Annotated in this window: 23 protein-coding genes; 9 read left to right on the forward strand and 14 right to left on the reverse strand. The window is 67.8% G+C overall.

Annotated elements, in window-relative coordinates; translation table 11 throughout:
- Positions 1-61: 61 nt before the first annotated feature.
- Positions 62-628 carry a GNAT family N-acetyltransferase gene (locus OVA06_RS13310; RefSeq protein WP_268160789.1) on the reverse strand — a complete coding sequence of 189 codons (567 nt, stop codon included), beginning with the start codon at positions 626-628 and terminating at the stop codon, positions 62-64.
- Between the two features lie 77 nt (positions 629-705).
- On the opposite strand from OVA06_RS13310, the gene OVA06_RS13315 reads away from it, so the two are divergent.
- On the forward strand, positions 706-2,382 hold the full coding sequence (locus tag OVA06_RS13315) for an FAD-binding dehydrogenase (protein ID WP_268158911.1): 1,677 nt from the start codon (positions 706-708) through the stop codon (positions 2,380-2,382).
- A 138-nt stretch (positions 2,383-2,520) separates the two neighbouring features.
- Positions 2,521-3,393 carry a universal stress protein gene (locus OVA06_RS13320; protein WP_326493580.1) on the forward strand — a complete coding sequence of 291 codons (873 nt, stop codon included), beginning with the start codon at positions 2,521-2,523 and terminating at the stop codon, positions 3,391-3,393.
- A 75-nt stretch (positions 3,394-3,468) separates the two neighbouring features.
- On the opposite strand, the gene OVA06_RS13325 is transcribed toward OVA06_RS13320, so the two are convergent.
- On the reverse strand, positions 3,469-4,245 hold the full coding sequence (locus tag OVA06_RS13325; protein WP_268158913.1) for a DinB family protein: 777 nt from the start codon (positions 4,243-4,245) through the stop codon (positions 3,469-3,471).
- 144 nt (positions 4,246-4,389) lie between these two features.
- Here OVA06_RS13325 and OVA06_RS13330 point away from each other — a divergent pair, with 144 nt between their 5' ends.
- Positions 4,390-5,031 carry a hypothetical protein gene (locus OVA06_RS13330; protein ID WP_268158915.1) on the forward strand — a complete coding sequence of 214 codons (642 nt, stop codon included), beginning with the start codon at positions 4,390-4,392 and terminating at the stop codon, positions 5,029-5,031.
- Between the two features lie 25 nt (positions 5,032-5,056).
- Here OVA06_RS13330 and OVA06_RS13335 read toward each other — a convergent pair whose 3' ends face one another.
- The 4 genes from OVA06_RS13335 to OVA06_RS13350 form a co-directional block, all read right to left on the reverse strand.
- A complete protein-coding gene (locus tag OVA06_RS13335) occupies positions 5,057-5,311 on the reverse strand; it encodes a hypothetical protein (protein WP_056084154.1) in 255 nt (84 codons plus the stop codon).
- Between the two features lie 317 nt (positions 5,312-5,628).
- The gene (locus tag OVA06_RS13340) at positions 5,629-6,036 is read right to left on the reverse strand and encodes a hypothetical protein (RefSeq protein WP_268158918.1); all 408 of its coding nucleotides are present in this window, start codon (positions 6,034-6,036) and stop codon (positions 5,629-5,631) included.
- Positions 6,033-6,395, reverse strand: a complete 363-nt coding sequence (locus OVA06_RS13345; protein ID WP_268158920.1) for a PASTA domain-containing protein — start codon at positions 6,393-6,395, stop codon at positions 6,033-6,035. Before OVA06_RS13345 ends, OVA06_RS13340 begins: the two co-directional genes overlap by 4 nt.
- 68 nt (positions 6,396-6,463) lie before the next feature.
- Positions 6,464-7,867 (reverse strand): GmrSD restriction endonuclease domain-containing protein, encoded by a 1,404-nt coding sequence (locus OVA06_RS13350; RefSeq protein ID WP_268158922.1) that lies wholly within the window; start codon positions 7,865-7,867, stop codon positions 6,464-6,466.
- 275 nt (positions 7,868-8,142) lie between these two features.
- Here OVA06_RS13350 and OVA06_RS13355 point away from each other — a divergent pair, with 275 nt between their 5' ends.
- The 3 genes from OVA06_RS13355 to OVA06_RS13365 all read left to right on the forward strand — a co-directional run bounded on the left by OVA06_RS13355 (position 8,143) and on the right by OVA06_RS13365 (position 9,496).
- Positions 8,143-8,535, forward strand: a complete 393-nt coding sequence (locus OVA06_RS13355; protein WP_056084242.1) for a VOC family protein — start codon at positions 8,143-8,145, stop codon at positions 8,533-8,535.
- A gap of 95 nt (positions 8,536-8,630) precedes the next feature.
- Positions 8,631-9,269: a hypothetical protein gene (locus tag OVA06_RS13360; RefSeq protein ID WP_268158925.1), complete on the forward strand. Its 639-nt coding sequence runs from the start codon at positions 8,631-8,633 to the stop codon at positions 9,267-9,269.
- Positions 9,269-9,496: a helix-turn-helix domain-containing protein gene (locus tag OVA06_RS13365; protein ID WP_268158927.1), complete on the forward strand. Its 228-nt coding sequence runs from the start codon at positions 9,269-9,271 to the stop codon at positions 9,494-9,496. The genes OVA06_RS13360 and OVA06_RS13365 overlap by 1 nt, the downstream gene beginning before the upstream one ends.
- Here the strand turns inward: OVA06_RS13365 and OVA06_RS13370 are convergent.
- From OVA06_RS13370 to OVA06_RS13380, 3 genes are all read right to left on the reverse strand, one after another.
- Complete coding sequence (locus OVA06_RS13370; RefSeq protein WP_056084145.1) at positions 9,493-9,999, reverse strand: GNAT family N-acetyltransferase; 507 nt, start codon at positions 9,997-9,999, stop codon at positions 9,493-9,495. The two genes, OVA06_RS13365 and OVA06_RS13370, sit on opposite strands and share 4 nt — an antisense overlap.
- 33 nt (positions 10,000-10,032) lie before the next feature.
- On the reverse strand, positions 10,033-10,611 hold the full coding sequence (locus tag OVA06_RS13375) for an SOUL family heme-binding protein (RefSeq protein ID WP_268158930.1): 579 nt from the start codon (positions 10,609-10,611) through the stop codon (positions 10,033-10,035).
- Between the two features lie 68 nt (positions 10,612-10,679).
- On the reverse strand, positions 10,680-11,189 hold the full coding sequence (locus OVA06_RS13380; RefSeq protein WP_268158932.1) for a DUF3592 domain-containing protein: 510 nt from the start codon (positions 11,187-11,189) through the stop codon (positions 10,680-10,682).
- A 162-nt stretch (positions 11,190-11,351) separates the two neighbouring features.
- Between OVA06_RS13380 and OVA06_RS13385 the strand changes: the two genes are divergently transcribed.
- From OVA06_RS13385 to OVA06_RS13395, 3 genes are all read left to right on the forward strand, one after another.
- Positions 11,352-11,810 carry a MarR family winged helix-turn-helix transcriptional regulator gene (locus OVA06_RS13385; protein WP_268158934.1) on the forward strand — a complete coding sequence of 153 codons (459 nt, stop codon included), beginning with the start codon at positions 11,352-11,354 and terminating at the stop codon, positions 11,808-11,810.
- Positions 11,807-13,066, forward strand: coding sequence for an MFS transporter (locus OVA06_RS13390; RefSeq protein ID WP_268158936.1), 1,260 nt, complete (start codon positions 11,807-11,809; stop codon positions 13,064-13,066). Before OVA06_RS13385 ends, OVA06_RS13390 begins: the two co-directional genes overlap by 4 nt.
- Before the next feature lie 129 nt (positions 13,067-13,195).
- Positions 13,196-13,693, forward strand: a complete 498-nt coding sequence (locus OVA06_RS13395; RefSeq protein WP_268158938.1) for a DinB family protein — start codon at positions 13,196-13,198, stop codon at positions 13,691-13,693.
- 132 nt (positions 13,694-13,825) lie between these two features.
- On the opposite strand, the gene OVA06_RS13400 is transcribed toward OVA06_RS13395, so the two are convergent.
- The 5 genes from OVA06_RS13400 to OVA06_RS13420 form a co-directional block, all read right to left on the reverse strand.
- Entirely contained in the window at positions 13,826-14,212 is a 387-nt protein-coding gene (locus tag OVA06_RS13400) for a VOC family protein (RefSeq protein ID WP_056084130.1), read from the reverse strand.
- Between the two features lie 315 nt (positions 14,213-14,527).
- Positions 14,528-14,851 carry a hypothetical protein gene (locus OVA06_RS13405; protein ID WP_268158940.1) on the reverse strand — a complete coding sequence of 108 codons (324 nt, stop codon included), beginning with the start codon at positions 14,849-14,851 and terminating at the stop codon, positions 14,528-14,530.
- Between the two features lie 77 nt (positions 14,852-14,928).
- Positions 14,929-15,273 carry an iron chaperone gene (locus tag OVA06_RS13410; RefSeq protein WP_268158942.1) on the reverse strand — a complete coding sequence of 115 codons (345 nt, stop codon included), beginning with the start codon at positions 15,271-15,273 and terminating at the stop codon, positions 14,929-14,931.
- A gap of 8 nt (positions 15,274-15,281) precedes the next feature.
- Positions 15,282-15,752, reverse strand: coding sequence for an SRPBCC family protein (locus OVA06_RS13415; RefSeq protein WP_268158944.1), 471 nt, complete (start codon positions 15,750-15,752; stop codon positions 15,282-15,284).
- A gap of 83 nt (positions 15,753-15,835) precedes the next feature.
- The gene (locus tag OVA06_RS13420) at positions 15,836-16,768 is read right to left on the reverse strand and encodes a 2-hydroxyacid dehydrogenase (RefSeq protein ID WP_056084120.1); all 933 of its coding nucleotides are present in this window, start codon (positions 16,766-16,768) and stop codon (positions 15,836-15,838) included.
- Positions 16,769-16,823 lie beyond the last annotated feature (55 nt).

The raw sequence follows: 16,823 nt of genomic DNA on the forward strand, positions 1-16,823 counted from the left end.
GTATGATTCCTGCGGTGAGTGGTGGGAGATTCACGGTGAGCGGCGCTCCCCCGCCTTTCCGCTAACGGGCACCGGGGGTGCCCGCGCCGCCTTCCCGGGTGCCGCGGGCCAGGTCGATCCAGTACCGCCTGAAGTGCCCGCCGTCGTCATCCGGCCGGACGTCCTCCAACTTGCCCCCGCACCGCTCGATGGTCCGTGCCGAGGCAGCATTGCCGTCGTCGCAGGTCAGCAGGACCCGGTCCGGCTCGCCGCGTTCAGCCAGGCGGGTGCACAGTTCGCGCAGCGCCCAGGTTGCAGCACCCTCGCCGCGGCGGGCCGGGCGGACGCCGTAGCCGATGTGCCCGCCCGAGTTCAGCAGCGCCGGCGTGAGGTAGTGGCGGAAAGCGATGGACCCCACATACCGGGAGTCCTCGGTGATCCACCAGTAGGTGCACGGGACAATACCGCCCGTCCCGTCCGCCTGTTCGGCATTCGCCAGCTTGTTCACCCAGGCCTCGAACCCGGCCGGGCTGCTGACGTCATCCCCCGCGAACAGCCCGGCACCGTCCTGGTGGGCGCCGGCCCATTCGCGGTGCGACTCGAGGAAGGAACGGTAGAAGGAAACATCCGGGGAGGCCAGTTCAAACATGTCCACGACCCTATCCCGCCGCTGCTGTAGGTTGATGCTGGACTCTCACTTATCTCTCAACCAGGGCGGATATTCGGATGGACGCTGACGTCATCATCATCGGCGGCGGGCTGGCAGGGCTGGTGGCGGCCAACGAGCTGGTGCGGGCCGGCGAGCGGGTGGCCATCGTGGACCAGGAGAACGCGGCGAACCTGGGCGGCCAGGCTTTCTGGTCCCTCGGCGGCCTGTTCCTGGTGGACACCCCCATGCAGCGCCGCCTGGGCGTCCGGGACTCCTTCGACCTGGCCTGGCAGGACTGGCAGGGCTCGGCGCAGTGGGACCGGCTGGACGGACCGCTCGCCGAGGACCGGTGGGCGCAGCAGTGGGGCCGCGCCTACGTCGAGTTTGCCGCGGGCGAGAAACGTTCCTGGCTGCATCAGCAGGGCATCCGGTTCACGCCGCTGGTGGGCTGGGCCGAGCGCGGCGACGGCCGTGCGGGCGGGCACGGCAACTCGGTGCCCCGCTTCCACGTCCCGTGGGGCACCGGTACCGGCGTCTCCGAACCTTTCGCGGACAAGGCGCGGGCGGCGGCGTCAGCGGGGAGCGTCCGCTTCCATTTCCGGCACCGGGTGGACGGTTTAACGTACGACGGCGGTACTGTCACCGGGGTGCGCGGCTCGGTCCTGGCACCCGATTGTTCGCCGCGCGGCGTTTCCTCGAACCGGGACGTTGTGGGCGAATTCGAGCTGCGGGCCCAGGCGGTGGTGATCGCCAGCGGCGGCATTGGCGGCAACCACAGCCTGGTGCGGCGCTGGTGGCCGGAACGGCTGGGAAGGCCGCCGGAGAAAATGGTGACCGGTGTGCCGGAACACGTGGACGGGCGCATGCTGGACATCGCGGAGGGGTCCGGGGTACGGCTGGTCAACCGCGACCGCATGTGGCACTACACCGAGGGCATCCAGAACTGGAACCCCATCTGGCCGGACCACGCCATCCGGATCCTGCCAGGGCCGTCGTCGCTTTGGTTCGATGCCTTGGGCCGCCGCCTGCCCGCGCCCGGGCTCCCCGGGTACGACACGCTTGGCACCCTCCGTTTGTTGCGGACCACCCCGGACCTCCAGCAGCACAGCCATTCCTGGTTCATCCTCAACCAGCGGATCATCGAGAAGGAGTTCGCCCTCTCCGGGTCGGAACAGAACCCTGACCTCACCGGCCGTGACGTCAGGCTCCTGCTCCGCAGCCGTCTGGGCAAGGGCGCACCGGGTCCCATCGAGGCCTTCAAGGAGCACGGCGCCGATTTCGTGGTCGCTGACAACCTGGCGGACCTGGTCCGCGGCATGAACGGGCTCACTGCCGAGGCTTTGCTGGACTACGGGCACCTTCGGCGGCAGATCGAAGAACGCGACGCCGAAGTGCGGAACCCCTACTCCAAGGACGCGCAGGTGGCGGGCATCCGCAACAGCCGCCGCTTCCTGGGCGACCGGCTCTTCCGCACCGTCAAGCCGCACCGGATCCTCGATCCTGCCGCGGGGCCGCTCATCGCGGTGCGCCTGCACGTGGTGACCCGCAAGAGCCTCGGCGGGATCCAGACCAACCTTGCCGGCCAGGCTCTCGGGCAGGACGGCTCCCCTGTACCGGGACTCTACGCCGCCGGGGAAGCTGCCGGGTTCGGCGGCGGAGGCGCCCACGGCTACAACGCGTTGGAGGGGACGTTCCTGGGCGGCTGCCTCTTCACCGGCCTGACCGTAGGACGGGAGCTGGTCCGGTCGCTGTAGATCCTGTCTCCGGAGGTGCGGTCCGCTTTAGGGGACATTGGCACTGTGCCCCAGCGTGGCCTGCCCTAGGATCGGCATAAGGCAAACGACCCCGGCTCCACGACGACGTGGCGGCCGGCACCTGGGAATGGGGGCATTGTGGAATCCAAAGCCATCGTGGTGGGCTATGACGGTTCGGAACCGGCCGCACGGGCGGTGCGGTGGGCGGCGCAACAGGCGACACTGCGCAACGTCCAGCTGCATCTGGTGCACTGCACGCTCTGGCCCTTGCTGACGAAGAACCTTGGCCCGGTCCCCGGCATTGCGGACAGCGGTTTGCAGCGGGCTGCGGAAGTCACGCTCGAAGAGGGTGTTGGGCACGCGAAACAGGCCTCCCCCGGCGTCGACGTCCGTACCAGCCTGGTGTCCGGCAGCCCTGCCGTGCATCTTCCCAAAATCGCGGTGGACCAGGAACTCCTGGTGGTGGGAAGCCGCGGGCTGGGAGGGTTCATGGGGCTGCTGGTCGGTTCCGTGAGCCTGGAACTGGCAGCTACGGCGCCGTGTCCCGTTGCCGTGATCCGGCAAGGTGGCAACCCTGACGGACCCGTGCTGGTGGCCGTTGACGACTCGGGTTCGCAGGCGGCACTCGAGGATGCCTGCACTGCAGCCACTGCAGCGGGAACCCGGCTCACCGTCACCCACGTCCGGACGGTGCCCGCAGGCTACCGGCTGGTCCGCGAGCCCGTGGATCCCGGCGCCGCAGCGGAGGCACTCCTCGACGCCGCCGTCGCGAGGGCCCGGGACCTTGCCCCGGGACTCACTGTGGAAAAGCAACTCCTCACCGACACGTCGGTACCCCGCGCCGTCCTGCACGCTTCCGAGGGAGCCCGCCTGACCGTCGTCGGAACCAAAGGGCACGGAGTCATCAAGGGCAGCATCGGCTCCACTGCCCATGCCATCCTCCACCATGCCAAGGGTCCGGTGCTCGTCTCCCGGCGCCAGCCCGCAGCCAAGGGAGAGCACGAGGCGTAATCCGGGCGCGGAGGCAGGTGTGCGGAGGCAGGTGTGCGGAGGGCGGGGCTGAGTTTGGGTGATTAGACCTGCTGTTCAGCCGTCCTGTTCACCCGCATGCATTGCCTTCGCTTCGATCGTGTCCAGGTCGCGGACCGCGAACCTGTGGTGTTCCCACTCCTCGTGCAGGATGACGTGCAGGCAGTCGAGTGTGGTGACGGTGAAGCGCGGTTCGTCCGGTGCCGGGTGCGTCGCCTGTAGCTGCTCGGCGGTGGTACCGGCGATGAAGTCCCGCACCATGGCCACCCGCCCGGCCCGGACCTCGAGCACCTCGTCATAGGACGGCTTGGTTTTCTGGAAGACGGACATGTCCAGTCCGTCCGTCCCGTACTCGGCGTTCGGTTCGCCGGCCGGGTGGTACGGCTTGTCGATGCCCAGGACCGCCCCGCGCAGCCATTTATCCGTGGCCATCACCAAATGCCGCAGCGTCTGCGCGAAGGTCCACTCGCCGTCGACCGATATGTCCTCGGTACCGGGTGGCATCCGGGCCACCCGCTGCATGGTGGCAGCCCACGCCTCCTGCAGCCGGTCCCAGGCGTCGCGGAGGCCGGCAGGATCCGCGGCGTGCCGGAGCTCCCGGCCGGGGAAACGCCGGTTGAGCTCGGCATCGATCAGCGGAGCCACGTTCACGCCGTTCACGTACAGGGACCCGTCATCTTCCAGCAGCCACGGCGAATCGATGTCCGCGCCGTCAATCTCCACGCCGCGCATCACGACGCCGGACAGGCTGCTCCGGACGAACCGCGCCACTCGGAGGCTGACGTCGGAGAATTCGGCACCGCGCAGGTCATCGGATCCGGTGAAGGTAGCCATGCGCGCCATCATTCCGCGTGACGCGCCGCACATCAAGGAGGGTTCGCGGAGCTAGACTGGCCGGATCAGGACGGATTGGGGGATCCACAGTGGCGTGCCGCTGTTCCGCTGGTCAGTCGCAGCCAGCGGAACCCCAGGAGCACAGTGACTTTCTTTCAGGACTTTCCCGTTCCACCCCGGCCGCCCCAGCCCAGGGCAACGCGCTACATTCCGCCGCCGTGGGCGGGCGCACCGGCCCACGAATTGCCGGTGGTTGTGAACCTGGGCCGGTTCCTGCACTTGACGCCAACTGTGGTTCTGACCCTCAAAAGCGCTGACGTGTATTCCACCGGATGCCTGTTCACCATTGGCTGGCTCTTCCGCCGCGGCGACCAGGACGAGAACGCCTGGTCCGACCTGCACCACGCCTTCTTCCAGCCCGGAATGGGCCACCGCCACGGCGGGGCCCAACAGAACAACCTCATGTTCGGAGTGGAATTCCCGGACGGTTCGAAGGCGAGCACGGCTCACCAGCCGGTTCCGGGGTTCATGGAACCCGCCGTGGAACCGACCCCTCCTGTCCTCGCCCTCCACGGCGGCGGAGGCAGCGGTGGTGACGACGAACTCTCCGGTTCAGGCACGCTGTGGCTGGGGCCGCTGCCCCCGGTAGGCGACCTCCGGCTGGTGGCGCAGTGGACCCAGTTCGACGTGGCGGAAACATCCGTGATGCTCGACGGCGGGGCGTTGCGGGACGCCGCGGCCGGAGTCCAGCGCTTCTTTCCGGAGGAGGACACACCGGAGCGCTAAGGCGCCGGTGCCGCGGGGCACCTGCTCAGGCGCCGTCGTCGGACATGTCCGACTCTTTCGGCTCGGAGGAAACGATGCTGCCATAGCCCTGCAGGAACATCCGGCGCCCCTGGCCCTCGTCCGTCCACACCCAGACGATCGCGTAGTCGGAGGTGACGGCGTCCACGGTGCCCGTGCCGGTGGTGGTCCCTTCGGCAAAGTGGACCCGCTCCCCCACTGAGAGGCGGGGGTGGCGAACTTTCTTCCGCCTCGGCTGCGGCGGGGCCACGGGCGCTACCATTGCAGCGTCTCGGGGCGGGCGGTGTCCTGGTCCTGGTGCATCAGCTTCCTCGGCTCGCGGGCGGGTCGGTCAGCTCATTACAACCCTGCCCGCTGCTCCCAGGTCACGCGATGCCGCGTGGTGAAGCCAGACTAGCGCGCCCGGCAGCGTCCGCCACCGGTTCGCGGCACGGAACCGAATGTGACTGTCGGGGCGGGGGCGGCGGCCGTTAGGTAGCCCTAAGCGTTGACACCGATTCCGCATTATCGGGGACAAACATGGGGCTCGGCCGAGTGTCCGGCTGAGCCCCACGTAAGACGAGCTAAGAATTGATCGGCTTAGGCGCTTTGCCAGCGCAGACGTCCATCTTTCGCTGGGGCACAAACCATGGCCTTCCCGGTCTTGCTCACGCCCGCCCCGCCACTGCAAAACGCTCCGGGTGTGACGTAGTTCGGGACTGCGGGTGCCGCGGGCACCACGGGCGCCTGCTGCGCCTGTTGTGCAGCCTGCTGCGCCGCCTGCTGCGCCGCCTGCGCTGCAGCATCCCGGGCGGCCTGGTCGGCGGCCGCCTTGTCACGCGCGGCCTGATCAGCTGCGGCCTGCGCAGCAGCTGCCTGGGCTGCCTGCTCGGCGGCGGCTTTGTCAGCAGCAGCCTTCGCGGCCGCGGCAGCTTCGGCAGCAGCCTTATCGGCGGCTGCCTTCTCCGCTGCAGACTTTTCCTCCGCAATCTTCTCGAGGGACTTCACCCCAAGACGGACCGTGGAACCCTTTGCCGCCTGGCGCCGCCGGCAGGGTCCTGGGTCAGCACGTGCCAGTTCTTATCCACCAGGATCTTCCTGCCGTCAACGCTGTCCACGGTTTCGACCTTGAACCCGAGGTCCTCGAGCTGCTTCTTTGCCTTGTCCAGGGTCATCCCCACCACGCCCGGAACGGCCACGGCGGCTTCGGCAGTTGCGCTCGCGGCAGGAGTGGCAGCCGAGGCCGGCTCCACTGCCGCCTGCTTGCCGCCGCAGCCGGTCAGCAGGAGCCCTGCCAGCACGGCCATGGCCAGCGATTTCTTCAGCTGCCCCGCGTTCGGGCGGGCAGCAGCGTACAGGTTGTTCATGATTCCCCCTAGGAATGCGATGTGTTGGTGATGCGGATGAAAGTCGAAAACCGGGAAGCGAAAGGGGACTATTCGCAGGCGATGCCATCAGAGTCACGGTCCAGGGCTGAGCGGTATCCGGCCTGCCCGGCGTATAGCGGCGCAGCTCCGGCGGCCCGCGCGGCAGCACAGTTCGGGTAGTAGGCAGCAGCCGGGGCAGGTGCAACGGGCGCAGGTGCAACAGGAGCGGGCGCGACGGGAGCCGGGGCTACCGGGGCCGGGGCCGGGGCGACGGGAGCGGCCGGTGCAGCAGGAGCGGGTGCAACGGGTGCAGGCTGCACGGCAGCTGGTGCGGGCGCAGCCGGCGCAGGTTCAGCCACAACAGGCGCCTTCTGGTCGGTAGGTGCCAGCTGCCCGGTGCAGTCCGCCAGGATCCGGGCCATTGCGTCATGCTCGGCCTGGGTCACCCACAGCGAGTAGGTAGCCTTCACCGAAATCTGGCGGGCAACGTATTCGCACCGGAAACCCTTGTTCGGCGGGAGCCAGGTGGCGGCGTCGCTGTCGCCCTTCCTGATATTCGTGGGACCGTCCGTCGCCTGCAGGTTCAGTGGATCGTTGGCGAACGCCGTGCGCTGTTCGGTGCTCAACTGCTGGGCACCTTTCTGCCAGGCATCGCTGAGCGCCACCACGTGGTCGATCTGCACGGCAGTGCTGGTGGTGGAGCCGCGGACAAAGTTGATGTTCGAGCCCGTGTAGGGATCGGCCAGCATCCCGGACTTCACCTTGCACGGGACGCTGTTGACATACGCGACGCCCGTCAGGTCCCGCTTGAGGATGTCGTTCCGGGTATCGCAGCCGTTGCGGTCCACATCCGCCCATGCCTGCCCGAACAGCGCGCGGTCGTATCCCGTTTTTGGCGCCCGGCCCTTGATGGGGAGCGTGGCCAGCAGGTCGAGTGCCGTGGTGGCGTAGGCCGGCTGGGCGTTCGGCGCCGCGGCTGTAACTCCGGACGCCAGGGCGAAAGCCGTGTCCGGGTCTAGGGGTTCGCCGCTGGCCTGCGCCGTAGCCGACGGAGTGGGAACGGACGACGGCGACGCTGCCGCCGAAGGTGCGGCGGCCGCCGTCGGGGGCGTTTCCTTCGCCGTGCCCGCCGCGGCGGCCGCCTCAAGGTCCGCCGAGGTGGAACGCGGCAGGGCGAGACCGCCGGCAACCAGGAGGGCGAATGCTGTGCCGAGCGCAACGGCGCCGGCCCTGCGTCGTGCAGGCAGCCAGGCCCAAGAGCGCCGACCGGTGACCAGGACGTAAAGGCCCGTGAGCGCCACGGAAATGGCCAGGAAAATCAGCGCACCGCCCACGCCGCCGCTCAAAGCGCCAAGCAGCATAAACAATGCGGTAATGGCGCCAACGATGAACGTTGATGCGCGCGGTTTCTGCGGCGGCTTCGGTGCCGGCGCAGACGGAAATGACCCCAGAAGGGTCGGATAATCGGACATTTTCCCCCATTTGTGAGGGCCCAAATAAATTGCGGCCCCGCACCTGCCGGGCCTGCTGCTAAGCCCGACAAATTCCTCGTCGTTGAGCCTATTCCGGGGGCGGAACGAATTCCGGCCTGCCAGCCAATGCTCGGGCAATATTGCGCCAGCCTTGATTCGATCTTGAGGAAAGTCCGTCGCACCTGAATGGGCAGCCTTAACATTTGCAAGTTTCCGGGCGCAGCCTTCATGAAATTCCCCCGCAAAAGCACTGTCGCGAAGGTAGAGTGGCGCGCATGGAAATGCGCCTTGAAGTTGTCCAGGTTCCCGTGTCCGACGTCGACCGGGCCAAAGAGTTTTACACCGAAAAGCTGGGCTTCGTGCTGGACCACGATGTGGAGCACTTCCCGGGGATGCGGGTGGTGCAGCTGACTCCCCCGGGCTCACCCACGTCAGTAGTCATCGGCACGGGGATGACCGCCATGGAGCCCGGCAGCCTGGAAGGACTGCAACTGGTGGCGCCGGACCTCCCCGCCCTTCGCGCCGAACTGGTGGGCCGGGGCGCAGACATCAGCGAGGTCCAGGACATGGGCGGCGTGCTGTTTGCCCACTTTGCCGATCCGGACGGCAACCGCTGGGTGCTCCAGGGTGCGACTCCGCCCGCCGTCAGGGACGCGCACACAGCATAGGCACCCACGGCCGCGGAGGTTTGACCGAGGGCTGAGCATCCCACTAAGTTATCGAATATCGTTATTAACGATATTCGATAACTCTTGGGGGAAGAATGAAGCTGGCCAAGCACACCGGACGTCCGTCGGAGAACAGGAAGCGCCAGGTGGTGTCCAGGACGGATGCCCTGGTGCTCATGGTCGGCGCGGCCGTGATCGCCGCCGGATCAAGCGTCATGTCCGTCATGGGCATCGTGGACATCTTTTCCGGGCCCGTCACGCTGACGCTGCCCGTTGATCCAACCCGGAAAGTGGCCGGCCTGGAACTCGGCACCGAGGCCCGCTTTTCCGCCGTCGACGCCACCATCCCCACCCTTCCCGGCGCCGAAGCCGGGCAGTTGGCGTGGGCAGCCGCACTGACCCAGGTTGGCGTCCTTGCCGTGCTGGCCCTGCTGTTCCTGCTGGCGTTCCGGCTGCGGGGCGACACGCTGTTCACCCGGGGGTCGGTGTGGATCATCGGCGCCTGCGGGGCGGCCCTGGCACTGGCCGGCACGGCGGGCCAGGTGCTGGACCAACTGGCCCGGACCCGGCTCGCGGATGCCATCGGGCTGAACGCGGACCGCACCCCCGGCAGCGTCATCTTCGAAGGCAACATCAGCCTCCTGCCAATCGTGGCCGGCATCGCGCTGGTCCTCATCGCCGGCGTCTTCCAGTTCGGCGGCCGGCTGCAGAAAGACACCGAGGGCCTGGTCTGATGCCCGCGGAGGAAACCACCGGCATCCACTGCAGGCTTGATGAACTATTGGAGCAGCGCGGCATGACGCTCACCGAGCTCAGCAAGCGGGTGGGCGTCAGCCTGGTGAACCTCTCGGTCCTGAAGAACGGCCGCGCCAAGGCCATCAGGTTTTCCACCCTCGCCGCAGTCTGCAGTGCGCTGGACTGCGAGGTGGGAGACCTGCTGGTGACTGGCCCCGCCGGTTAAGCGTTCCCCGGCCGGTCCCGGACCATCCGCAGCTCCGGCACGCCCTCCCACTCGGGCGGCAGGTGGCCGCGTCCGCCGTCGAACGCAAAACCCTGGCGGCGGTAGAAAGCCTGTGCCTTCTTGTTGTCCTCAAGCACCCACAGATATGCCGGAGCGTCGCCGAGGGCGGCGGCCAGCAGCGCTGTTCCCAGCCCTGTCCCCTGCGCCCTGGCCAGGACGAATATGGAGTAGAGCTCCAGGGGAAACGGGGCGTCCTCATGGCGCGGGGGCCCGGCATCGGCCAAGCCGACAATCTCCCCGTTGGCGTCCTCGGCAAGGATCCGCGGGTGCGGAACGTCAAGATACGGCCGACGGCGGGCCACGCGTTCGGGGACGGACCGTCGCCGCTCCGCGAAGAAGCCGGGCGACAGCAGGTGCCCGTAGCTTTCCTCGTGCGCGGCCGTATGCATCAGCACGACGTTCTCGGCGTCATCCGGGGCGGCCTGGCGAAGCACGTAATCCATGGCCCCAGCCTAGTCAGTGCCGGACGCGCGCTCCTAGGCCTCGCGCACGTCCTGAACCACTTCGTTACGCCGCAGGAACCACGGCTTGAAAGGCGGATCGAAGCGGGCGAAGCGGGGTGCCCCCAGGGGCGTGAGTCCAGCGAGGCTGAGCGCGGCCTGGAGCCCGTTGTTACGGCGCTCGAAGTTTGCCTCGGAGCCGCGGCCGGAAAACCGCAGTACCGCGGCCAGGGAGCCCGGCACCGCACGGATCTTCACGGTGGGGTCGGTGGGGACCGGAGCCGTGTCAGCCGTCAGCCCGGCCGGCAGGACGAAAGCCACAACGAATTCCGCAGATCCACCGCCTCCGGTGAGCGGGCCGGCCTGGATGACCGGCGCGGTCATCGCGAGTTTTTGGGACTGCCCGGCTTCCTGGACAACGGGCGCCGTCATGGCCAGCTTGGCACCGCCCTTGTTGTTCCCGCTGATGTAGTTGAAGAGCCGGCGGAAGGCCACGTTCCCTGCACGGTCAAAGTCCGCCGCCACCGCCACCTCCGCGACGACGTAGTCCGGGTAGCGGCGCAGCTCGAAGTGCGGATAGCGGCGGACTGATTCATATGGCTGCTGCTCGGTCATGGTGGAGCAGAGCCTACGCCGGTCCTGCAAGTCCTGCCAGACCCGGCTGCGGACCGGGCCAACCACCTCTACTCAGAAGACAGGGCATCCTTGCCCCTCTGCGAGCGCCCCTTGAGGTAGGCGCCCAGCATCAGCAGGACGACGACGAGTCCCAGGCTTGCGAAGATGAAGGTCAGGACCATGCCCACGCCACGGACCCAGACGCCGTCGCTCTCGTAGCCCGGAACGATGGCCCTGCCCGGATCGTGCTCCGCGTAAATGACAGGGGTGGCGTCACCCACGATCGGGTACTGGTCGTGGTCCACGGTGGCCCACGTCGCGTGGCTGGCGCCGTCGCCGGATGTGAACTCCACTTTCATCCTGCGCTCCGAGGCCTTGGTGACGTCGTCGAAATGCACGATGGTGCCTGCTGCCTGGACGCCGCTCCGCGCCAGGTCCTCGTCAGCGCCGATCATGAAGCTGCCCAGGCCGATCATGACCGGTCCCAGCAGGAGAACCAGCACAGTCACCGCCAGGTTCAGCTTCCCCTTCCAGGTCAGCCCGGAGTTGCGGTTCTTATCAGTTCTGCGCCCAGTCACGCCGTCCATTGTGCCAAGGACCGCGCCGCGGGCTGGACGTTAGCGGAACCACACCAAAAAAGGTTGCCGCCAGCAACAAGAAGGAGGATGATAGTTAGCAGAACTAATTAGCAGTGCTAAGCAAATGATGAGCCGATTGTTCCAGGAGGCGCACCCGCCCATATGGCCCCCACCGAGACCAAGACCAAAGAAACTCCGCAGATCACCCCGGACACCCTCGCCATCGACCTCCGCACGGCCGTGATGCGCACCTCGCGCCGGCTCCGCGTCGAGGCCACCGGCGAGGTCATCACCCCCGGCCAGTACACCGTCCTCGCCGTCCTGAACGGTGACGGCGCCCGGACCCTCCGCGAACTCGCCGACCGCGAGCATGTGCAGGCCCCGTCCATGACCCGCATCGTCAACGCCCTCGCCGACCAGGGCTTCGTCACCAGGAACCAGCATCCCGACGACGGCCGGCAGGTCCGGATCGACATCACCGAGGCCGGCAGGGCCGTCCTCGCGGAGGCAAGGGAACAGCGCACCGCCTGGCTGGCACAGCGCGTGGCAGGCCTGAGCGCGGAAGACCGTGACATCCTCAGCCGCGCCGCACGCATCATGCAGGAAATGAGCGGCAAGTGAGCCAGATGTTCCGCGCCCTCGAAAACCGCAACTACCGGATCTGGGCCGGCGGTGCCCTGGTCTCCAACGTGGGTACCTGGATGCAGCGCATCGCCCAGGACTGGCTGGTGCTCACAGTCCTGACCAACCACGACGGCGCTGCCGTCGGCATCACCACCGGCCTGCAGTTCCTGCCAATGCTGCTGCTTGGCCCCTACGGCGGAGTCCTGGCAGACCGCTACCGCAAACGCGTCATCCTGCTGTGGACCCAGCTGGCCATGGGCATCACCGGCCTGGCCATCGGTTTGCTGGTAGTCACCGGCACGGCCCAGCTGTGGCATGCCTACCTCGCCGCCTTGTGCCTGGGCATTGCCAGCGCCATCGATGCCCCGGCGCGGCAGTCCTTTGTCTCGGAACTGGTGGGCCAGGACAACATCTCCAATGCAGTGGCCCTGAACTCGGCATCCTTCAACACCGCCCGCCTCACGGGTCCGGCCGTCGCCGGCGTCCTGATCGCCTGGGTGGGCACCGGGCCGGTGTTCCTGCTCAACGCCGCCAGCTACGCGGCGGTGATCTGGTCCCTGTTCTTCATCCGCACCTCTGAGCTTGTGCCCACCGTGCGGGCAGAGCGCGGCAAACACCAGGTTACTGAGGGCATGCGGTACGTGAAGCGGCGGCCGGACCTCGTCCTGATCATGGTCCTGGTGGGGACCCTCGGGGCTTTCGGCATGAATTTCCCCATCACGAACGCCCTCATGGCCACCACCGAATTCCACGCGGGGCCGGGCGAGTTCGGCCTGTTGGGCTCCATCATGGCCGTCGGCACCCTGGCCGGCGCACTGCTGGCCGCCCGGCGCGCTCGGCCGCGGCTGCGGTTCCTGCTGGGCGGCGCCCTGGGCCTGGGGATCTTCACGCTGGTAGCCAGCGTGGCGCCGTCGTTCTGGCTCTACACTGCCGTGCTGATTCCGGTGGGCCTGGCGTCCATCACGTTCCTGAACAGCTGCAACACCAGCATCCAGCTCTCCGTGGAGCCGCAGTTCCGCGGCCGGGTGCTGGCCCTCTACCTGGCCATCCTGCAGGGCGGCACGGCCGTGGGTTCGCCGCTGATCGGCTGGGTGGGCAGCGAATTCGGCGCCCGCTGGTCCGTGGCGGTGGGCGGCCTGGTGGTCCTGCTGACCGGGCTGGCCGCCGTGATTGTGGTCAGTCGCCGGAGCAAGCTCAGCCTCCGCCGGGCGGTCCGCATCGCGTTCAGCGGCAAGCGCGAAGCCGCAGTCTGACCACCCGGTCACGCCTTGCGCACGATGCCCACGGAGATCTCCACCGCCGGCACCGTCCCCCGGTTTCCAACCATCGGCTTTCCTTTCCGAACGTACCCGGGCCCGCATGGGGCGTGGCATACTGCAGCCATGCCTGCAGTCTCCTCCCTGACGCCAGACGACGTCATCAGCCAGCCCGCCCGTGCCCAGTTCGAGGCGTTCCTGGACCAGCACCGCGCCATGTTGGAAGCCTGCCTGGATGGCCTGACGGAGGAGCAGGCCCGCCGGTCCCTGGTGCGGTCCAGGACCACCCTGCTGGGGCTGGTCAAGCACGCGGCATTCGTCGAAAAGGTCTGGTTCGACGAAGCCATCACGGAGCGGTCCCGGGCCGAGATCGGCATTCCGGCCACCCCGGACGAATCCTTCATCCTCGACGGGCAGGACACCATCGCCAGCATCCGGAATGCCTACCGCCAGGCGTGCGAGGCATCCCGGCAGGCGGCATCCGGGCTTGACCTCGACGACGAGGTCCGGGGCAACCGCCGCGGCCCGTTGCCCCTTCGCTGGGTGTACCTGCACATGATCCGGGAGATCGCGCAGCACTGCGGCCACGCGGACATCCTGCGCGAACAGATCCTCAACGGCTGACCCGCAGGAAAAGATCGGCCGGAAGAAGTCGAACGACGGCGGCGCCGGCCTTCCGCCCGCCCGGCACCCCGGGTGCGGATGCCGCGGGAGGCGGCGGCCGGCGTCGTCGGTTGCTGTGCGGCGAACCGGTGGCTACATCGGCATTGACGAGATGTTGAGGATGTTGCCCTCGCTGTCGAGGAACCAGGCCCCCTGGCCCATGCCTTCCATGGTGGCGATGCCGTTCTCGGTCTTGAGCCCGGGCATGTCGTAGTCCTCGAAGACCACGCCGCGGCCGCGCAGTTCCTCCACTTCCTTTTCGACGTCCGCCACCCCCCATCCCATCTGGGTATTCTTCGCCGTGCCGGCATTATCAGTCTGGTAGAGCAGGAACGCTGTGCCGTTGCCGCACTGGTAGATGAGGTTATCCCCTTCAATGGTCTGGCTGGGCTCGAGTCCCAGCTTGTCGCGGTAGAACTCCTTTGCCCGGTCGATGTCCTTGGCGGGCAGTACTGCCATGACCTGCGAATCCTTGAGCATGACAAATCTCCTTGGTGCAATCTTGCGATGGCGGTGCTCTCCCCCTGTAACGGTCCGCGAGGTCCCTGCCGGAGATCTGGCGGGCCGCGTGACCGCCCGTTGCGCCGACACCGGGGCGGCCACCTGGGACTCTCCTGCGCCCCGGCCATCACAGGTCGCATTGGCGGGGAGGGTCCCCGAAGCCTATGAGGCCATTATGGAACTGCGTTGGCCGGAGCGATATAGGGGAATATTCCGTGCGCGGATGCCATGGAACGCGCGACGCCGGCACGCGGCCAGGCGGGCCGCAGAAGGGTACGACGGCGGGCTGCGGCACTACTTCCGTGCCGCGGCAATGGCGCGTCGCAGCGCGGTCCCGGCCACGGCGACCAGCGGCACCAGGCATGCGAGCAGGGCGAGGGTGTTGGGCCGGAAGACCGTCCGGCCATCGACGGTGGTGTAGATCCCCACCGGCATCACCATTCCTCCGCCGCCACCGCCGGACGCGCCATCGCCTGGCTCGCTGCCGCCGCCGAAACCGAAGGAAACCAGCGCCACCGGCACGATCTCCTGGCCTCCCACGCTCACCGGCGTGCCGTAGGCCTTGGCGACTCCCACATTCTTGAACGTGTCCACGAGGGACGCAAAAGTATCAGCCATGGGGCCAGCCTAGGCGCCCCGCAGCGCCACGGTAAGGGCTTTCGGGGGATGAACAACTGAGGACCAGTTGAGCGGGTTCAGGGACGGATCTCAGCCATCCGGCGTCGGACGATCTCTTCAACTACCTCGTCCGGAGGTGGCTGCTCGGCGGTGAAACGGATGGTGCCCTTGGACAGCGAGTAACCGTCCAGGCGGCCGGCCACAGCCTCCACCACCGCCGGCGAGAACGGGACGATGGACAGATGCCTGGCGGCGGCCACCACCCCCACCAGCGGCTTGCCGTCGAGCTTGAGCGCGGGCATGCCGTAGCTCACGCCGTCGATGGCCTCCGGCGCCACGGAGCGGGCCACCGCCACGATGTGCTGGAGGCAGCTCCGGCCGGGCTCGGGCAGTTCCGCGAGCGCGTCGTCCACGGTGCCCACGGGTGGCCTTAGCTTTTTTTCTTTGCCGCCACGGCCGACGCGAGCGAGGTGAGGCCGCGTTCAAAGTCCGAGCCCACCATCTTGTCCATGTTGATGAAGAGGGCGAAGATCTTCGCGGCGCCCTTGTTTTCGCCGGTCATCTTCCACGTGACCTCGGTGCCGCCGGGGACGGGCGTGAACGTGAAGGCGGTGGGGTTCAGGGCCTTGAACGGCTTGGTGAACTGGAGGCGGATGCCGATGTTGCTGGAGGGCACCGACTCGACGATCTCCATGGTGCCGCTGCCTGCCTTCCGGTTGCCGCTCCACTCATACCCCGCTCCCGTACCCGATGCCGGGCCGTAGTAGCGGCGGCTCATGCCGGGGTCCACTTTCTCCCACGGGGACCACGCTCCCCACTCACGAAAGCTGTTGACCAGGGGGAAGATCTCTTCCGGGGCGGCAGGGATGACCGAGCTGCGGCGGACCTCATACGTAGACATGGACACAGCATAGGAGTCCGGAAGCAGCCCTGAACAGGCCGCCACGATGCCACGGGGGGTAGCCGCAGTGGCATCGCCGCCACCTAGCCGCTGGCCGGTCCACCCAGCACCACGTTGACCGGGTCCTTGCCCTCGAGGAGGAGGCCGATCTGCTGGCGCACCAGCTTGACCATTCGAGGGAACATCGCCGAGCTTGCGCCGCCCACGTGCGGGGTGATGAGCACGCCGGGGGTGGTCCACAACGGATGGCCTGCCGGCAGCGGTTCCGGGTCCGTGACATCCAGCGCGGCGCGGAGCCTGCCTGAGGCAGTCTCGGCCAGGAGCGCTTCGGTATCCGCAACCTGTCCGCGGGCCACATTCACCAGCAGGGCACCATCCGGCATCGCAGCCAGGAACTTCGCGTCCACCAGCTGGCGGGTGTCCTCACTCAGCGGCACGCTCACCACAACAATGTCGTGGAGCGGCAGCTGGCCGAACAGGGCATCGATGCCGTGGATGGTTCCCGCGGCATCCCGGCGGGCACGGCTGGCCAGGCGTGTCACCTCGGTTTCGAACGGCAGCAGCCGTGCCTCGATGGCTTTGCCTACGCCGCCGTAGCCCACCAGCAGCACCCGCCGGTCGGCCAGGCTGGGACGCTGGCCCCGGTCCCAATAGCCCGTGGCCTGGTGGCGGGCGAACTCCGGGATCCCGCGCTGCGCGGCGATCATCATGCCCAAAGCGAGCTCCGCCGTCGACGTCTCGTGGACTCCCGCGGCATTGGCGAAGGCGACGCCGGCGGGCAGCACGTCCGCGACGCCGTCGTACCCGATGGACTGGCTCTGCACCAGGCCCACGTCCGCGCCCTCCAGCGCTGCCAGCGCACCGGCGCTGCCCATGTAGGGAGGCACCAGCAGGTCCAGCCGGCCTTCGGGAGCGGGGCCGGTGAGGTCCCAAAGGACAATCTCGACGCCGTTGGCCGGTTCAAGTGCCTCCATCAGTTCCCGGCTGGGCAGGCTCACCCGCAACCGGGAGCTCATGCCCCGTCCGCCAGTTCTACACGCAGAGCCGGGCGAACCGTTCCACAAATGCTCA

Origin of the sequence: Pseudarthrobacter sp. SL88 (assembly GCF_026672455.1) — a bacterium.
Lineage (GTDB): Bacteria > Actinomycetota > Actinomycetes > Actinomycetales > Micrococcaceae > Arthrobacter.

What these genes read in the sequence shown, in the direction of transcription:
- OVA06_RS13325 (WP_268158913.1), bottom strand. Translation starts at nt 4,245, where the DNA reads ATGGCTACCTTCACCGGATCCGATGACCTGCGCGGTGCCGAATTCTCC.
- OVA06_RS13345 (WP_268158920.1), bottom strand. Translation starts at nt 6,395, where the DNA reads ATGAACAACCTGTACGCTGCTGCCCGCCCGAACGCGGGGCAGCTGAAG.
- OVA06_RS13375 (WP_268158930.1), bottom strand. Translation starts at nt 10,611, where the DNA reads ATGACCGAGCAGCAGCCATATGAATCAGTCCGCCGCTATCCGCACTTC.
- OVA06_RS13415 (WP_268158944.1), bottom strand. Translation starts at nt 15,752, where the DNA reads ATGTCTACGTATGAGGTCCGCCGCAGCTCGGTCATCCCTGCCGCCCCG.
- OVA06_RS13360 (WP_268158925.1), top strand. Translation starts at nt 8,631, where the DNA reads ATGAAGCTGGCCAAGCACACCGGACGTCCGTCGGAGAACAGGAAGCGC.
- OVA06_RS13355 (WP_056084242.1), top strand. Translation starts at nt 8,143, where the DNA reads ATGGAAATGCGCCTTGAAGTTGTCCAGGTTCCCGTGTCCGACGTCGAC.
- OVA06_RS13385 (WP_268158934.1), top strand. Translation starts at nt 11,352, where the DNA reads ATGGCCCCCACCGAGACCAAGACCAAAGAAACTCCGCAGATCACCCCG.
- OVA06_RS13310 (WP_268160789.1), bottom strand. Translation starts at nt 628, where the DNA reads ATGTTTGAACTGGCCTCCCCGGATGTTTCCTTCTACCGTTCCTTCCTC.
- OVA06_RS13350 (WP_268158922.1), bottom strand. Translation starts at nt 7,867, where the DNA reads ATGTCCGATTATCCGACCCTTCTGGGGTCATTTCCGTCTGCGCCGGCA.
- OVA06_RS13335 (WP_056084154.1), bottom strand. Translation starts at nt 5,311, where the DNA reads ATGGTAGCGCCCGTGGCCCCGCCGCAGCCGAGGCGGAAGAAAGTTCGC.
- OVA06_RS13315 (WP_268158911.1), top strand. Translation starts at nt 706, where the DNA reads ATGGACGCTGACGTCATCATCATCGGCGGCGGGCTGGCAGGGCTGGTG.
- OVA06_RS13405 (WP_268158940.1), bottom strand. Translation starts at nt 14,851, where the DNA reads ATGGCTGATACTTTTGCGTCCCTCGTGGACACGTTCAAGAATGTGGGA.
- OVA06_RS13370 (WP_056084145.1), bottom strand. Translation starts at nt 9,999, where the DNA reads ATGGATTACGTGCTTCGCCAGGCCGCCCCGGATGACGCCGAGAACGTC.
- OVA06_RS13400 (WP_056084130.1), bottom strand. Translation starts at nt 14,212, where the DNA reads ATGCTCAAGGATTCGCAGGTCATGGCAGTACTGCCCGCCAAGGACATC.
- OVA06_RS13420 (WP_056084120.1), bottom strand. Translation starts at nt 16,768, where the DNA reads ATGAGCTCCCGGTTGCGGGTGAGCCTGCCCAGCCGGGAACTGATGGAG.
- OVA06_RS13395 (WP_268158938.1), top strand. Translation starts at nt 13,196, where the DNA reads ATGCCTGCAGTCTCCTCCCTGACGCCAGACGACGTCATCAGCCAGCCC.
- OVA06_RS13365 (WP_268158927.1), top strand. Translation starts at nt 9,269, where the DNA reads ATGCCCGCGGAGGAAACCACCGGCATCCACTGCAGGCTTGATGAACTA.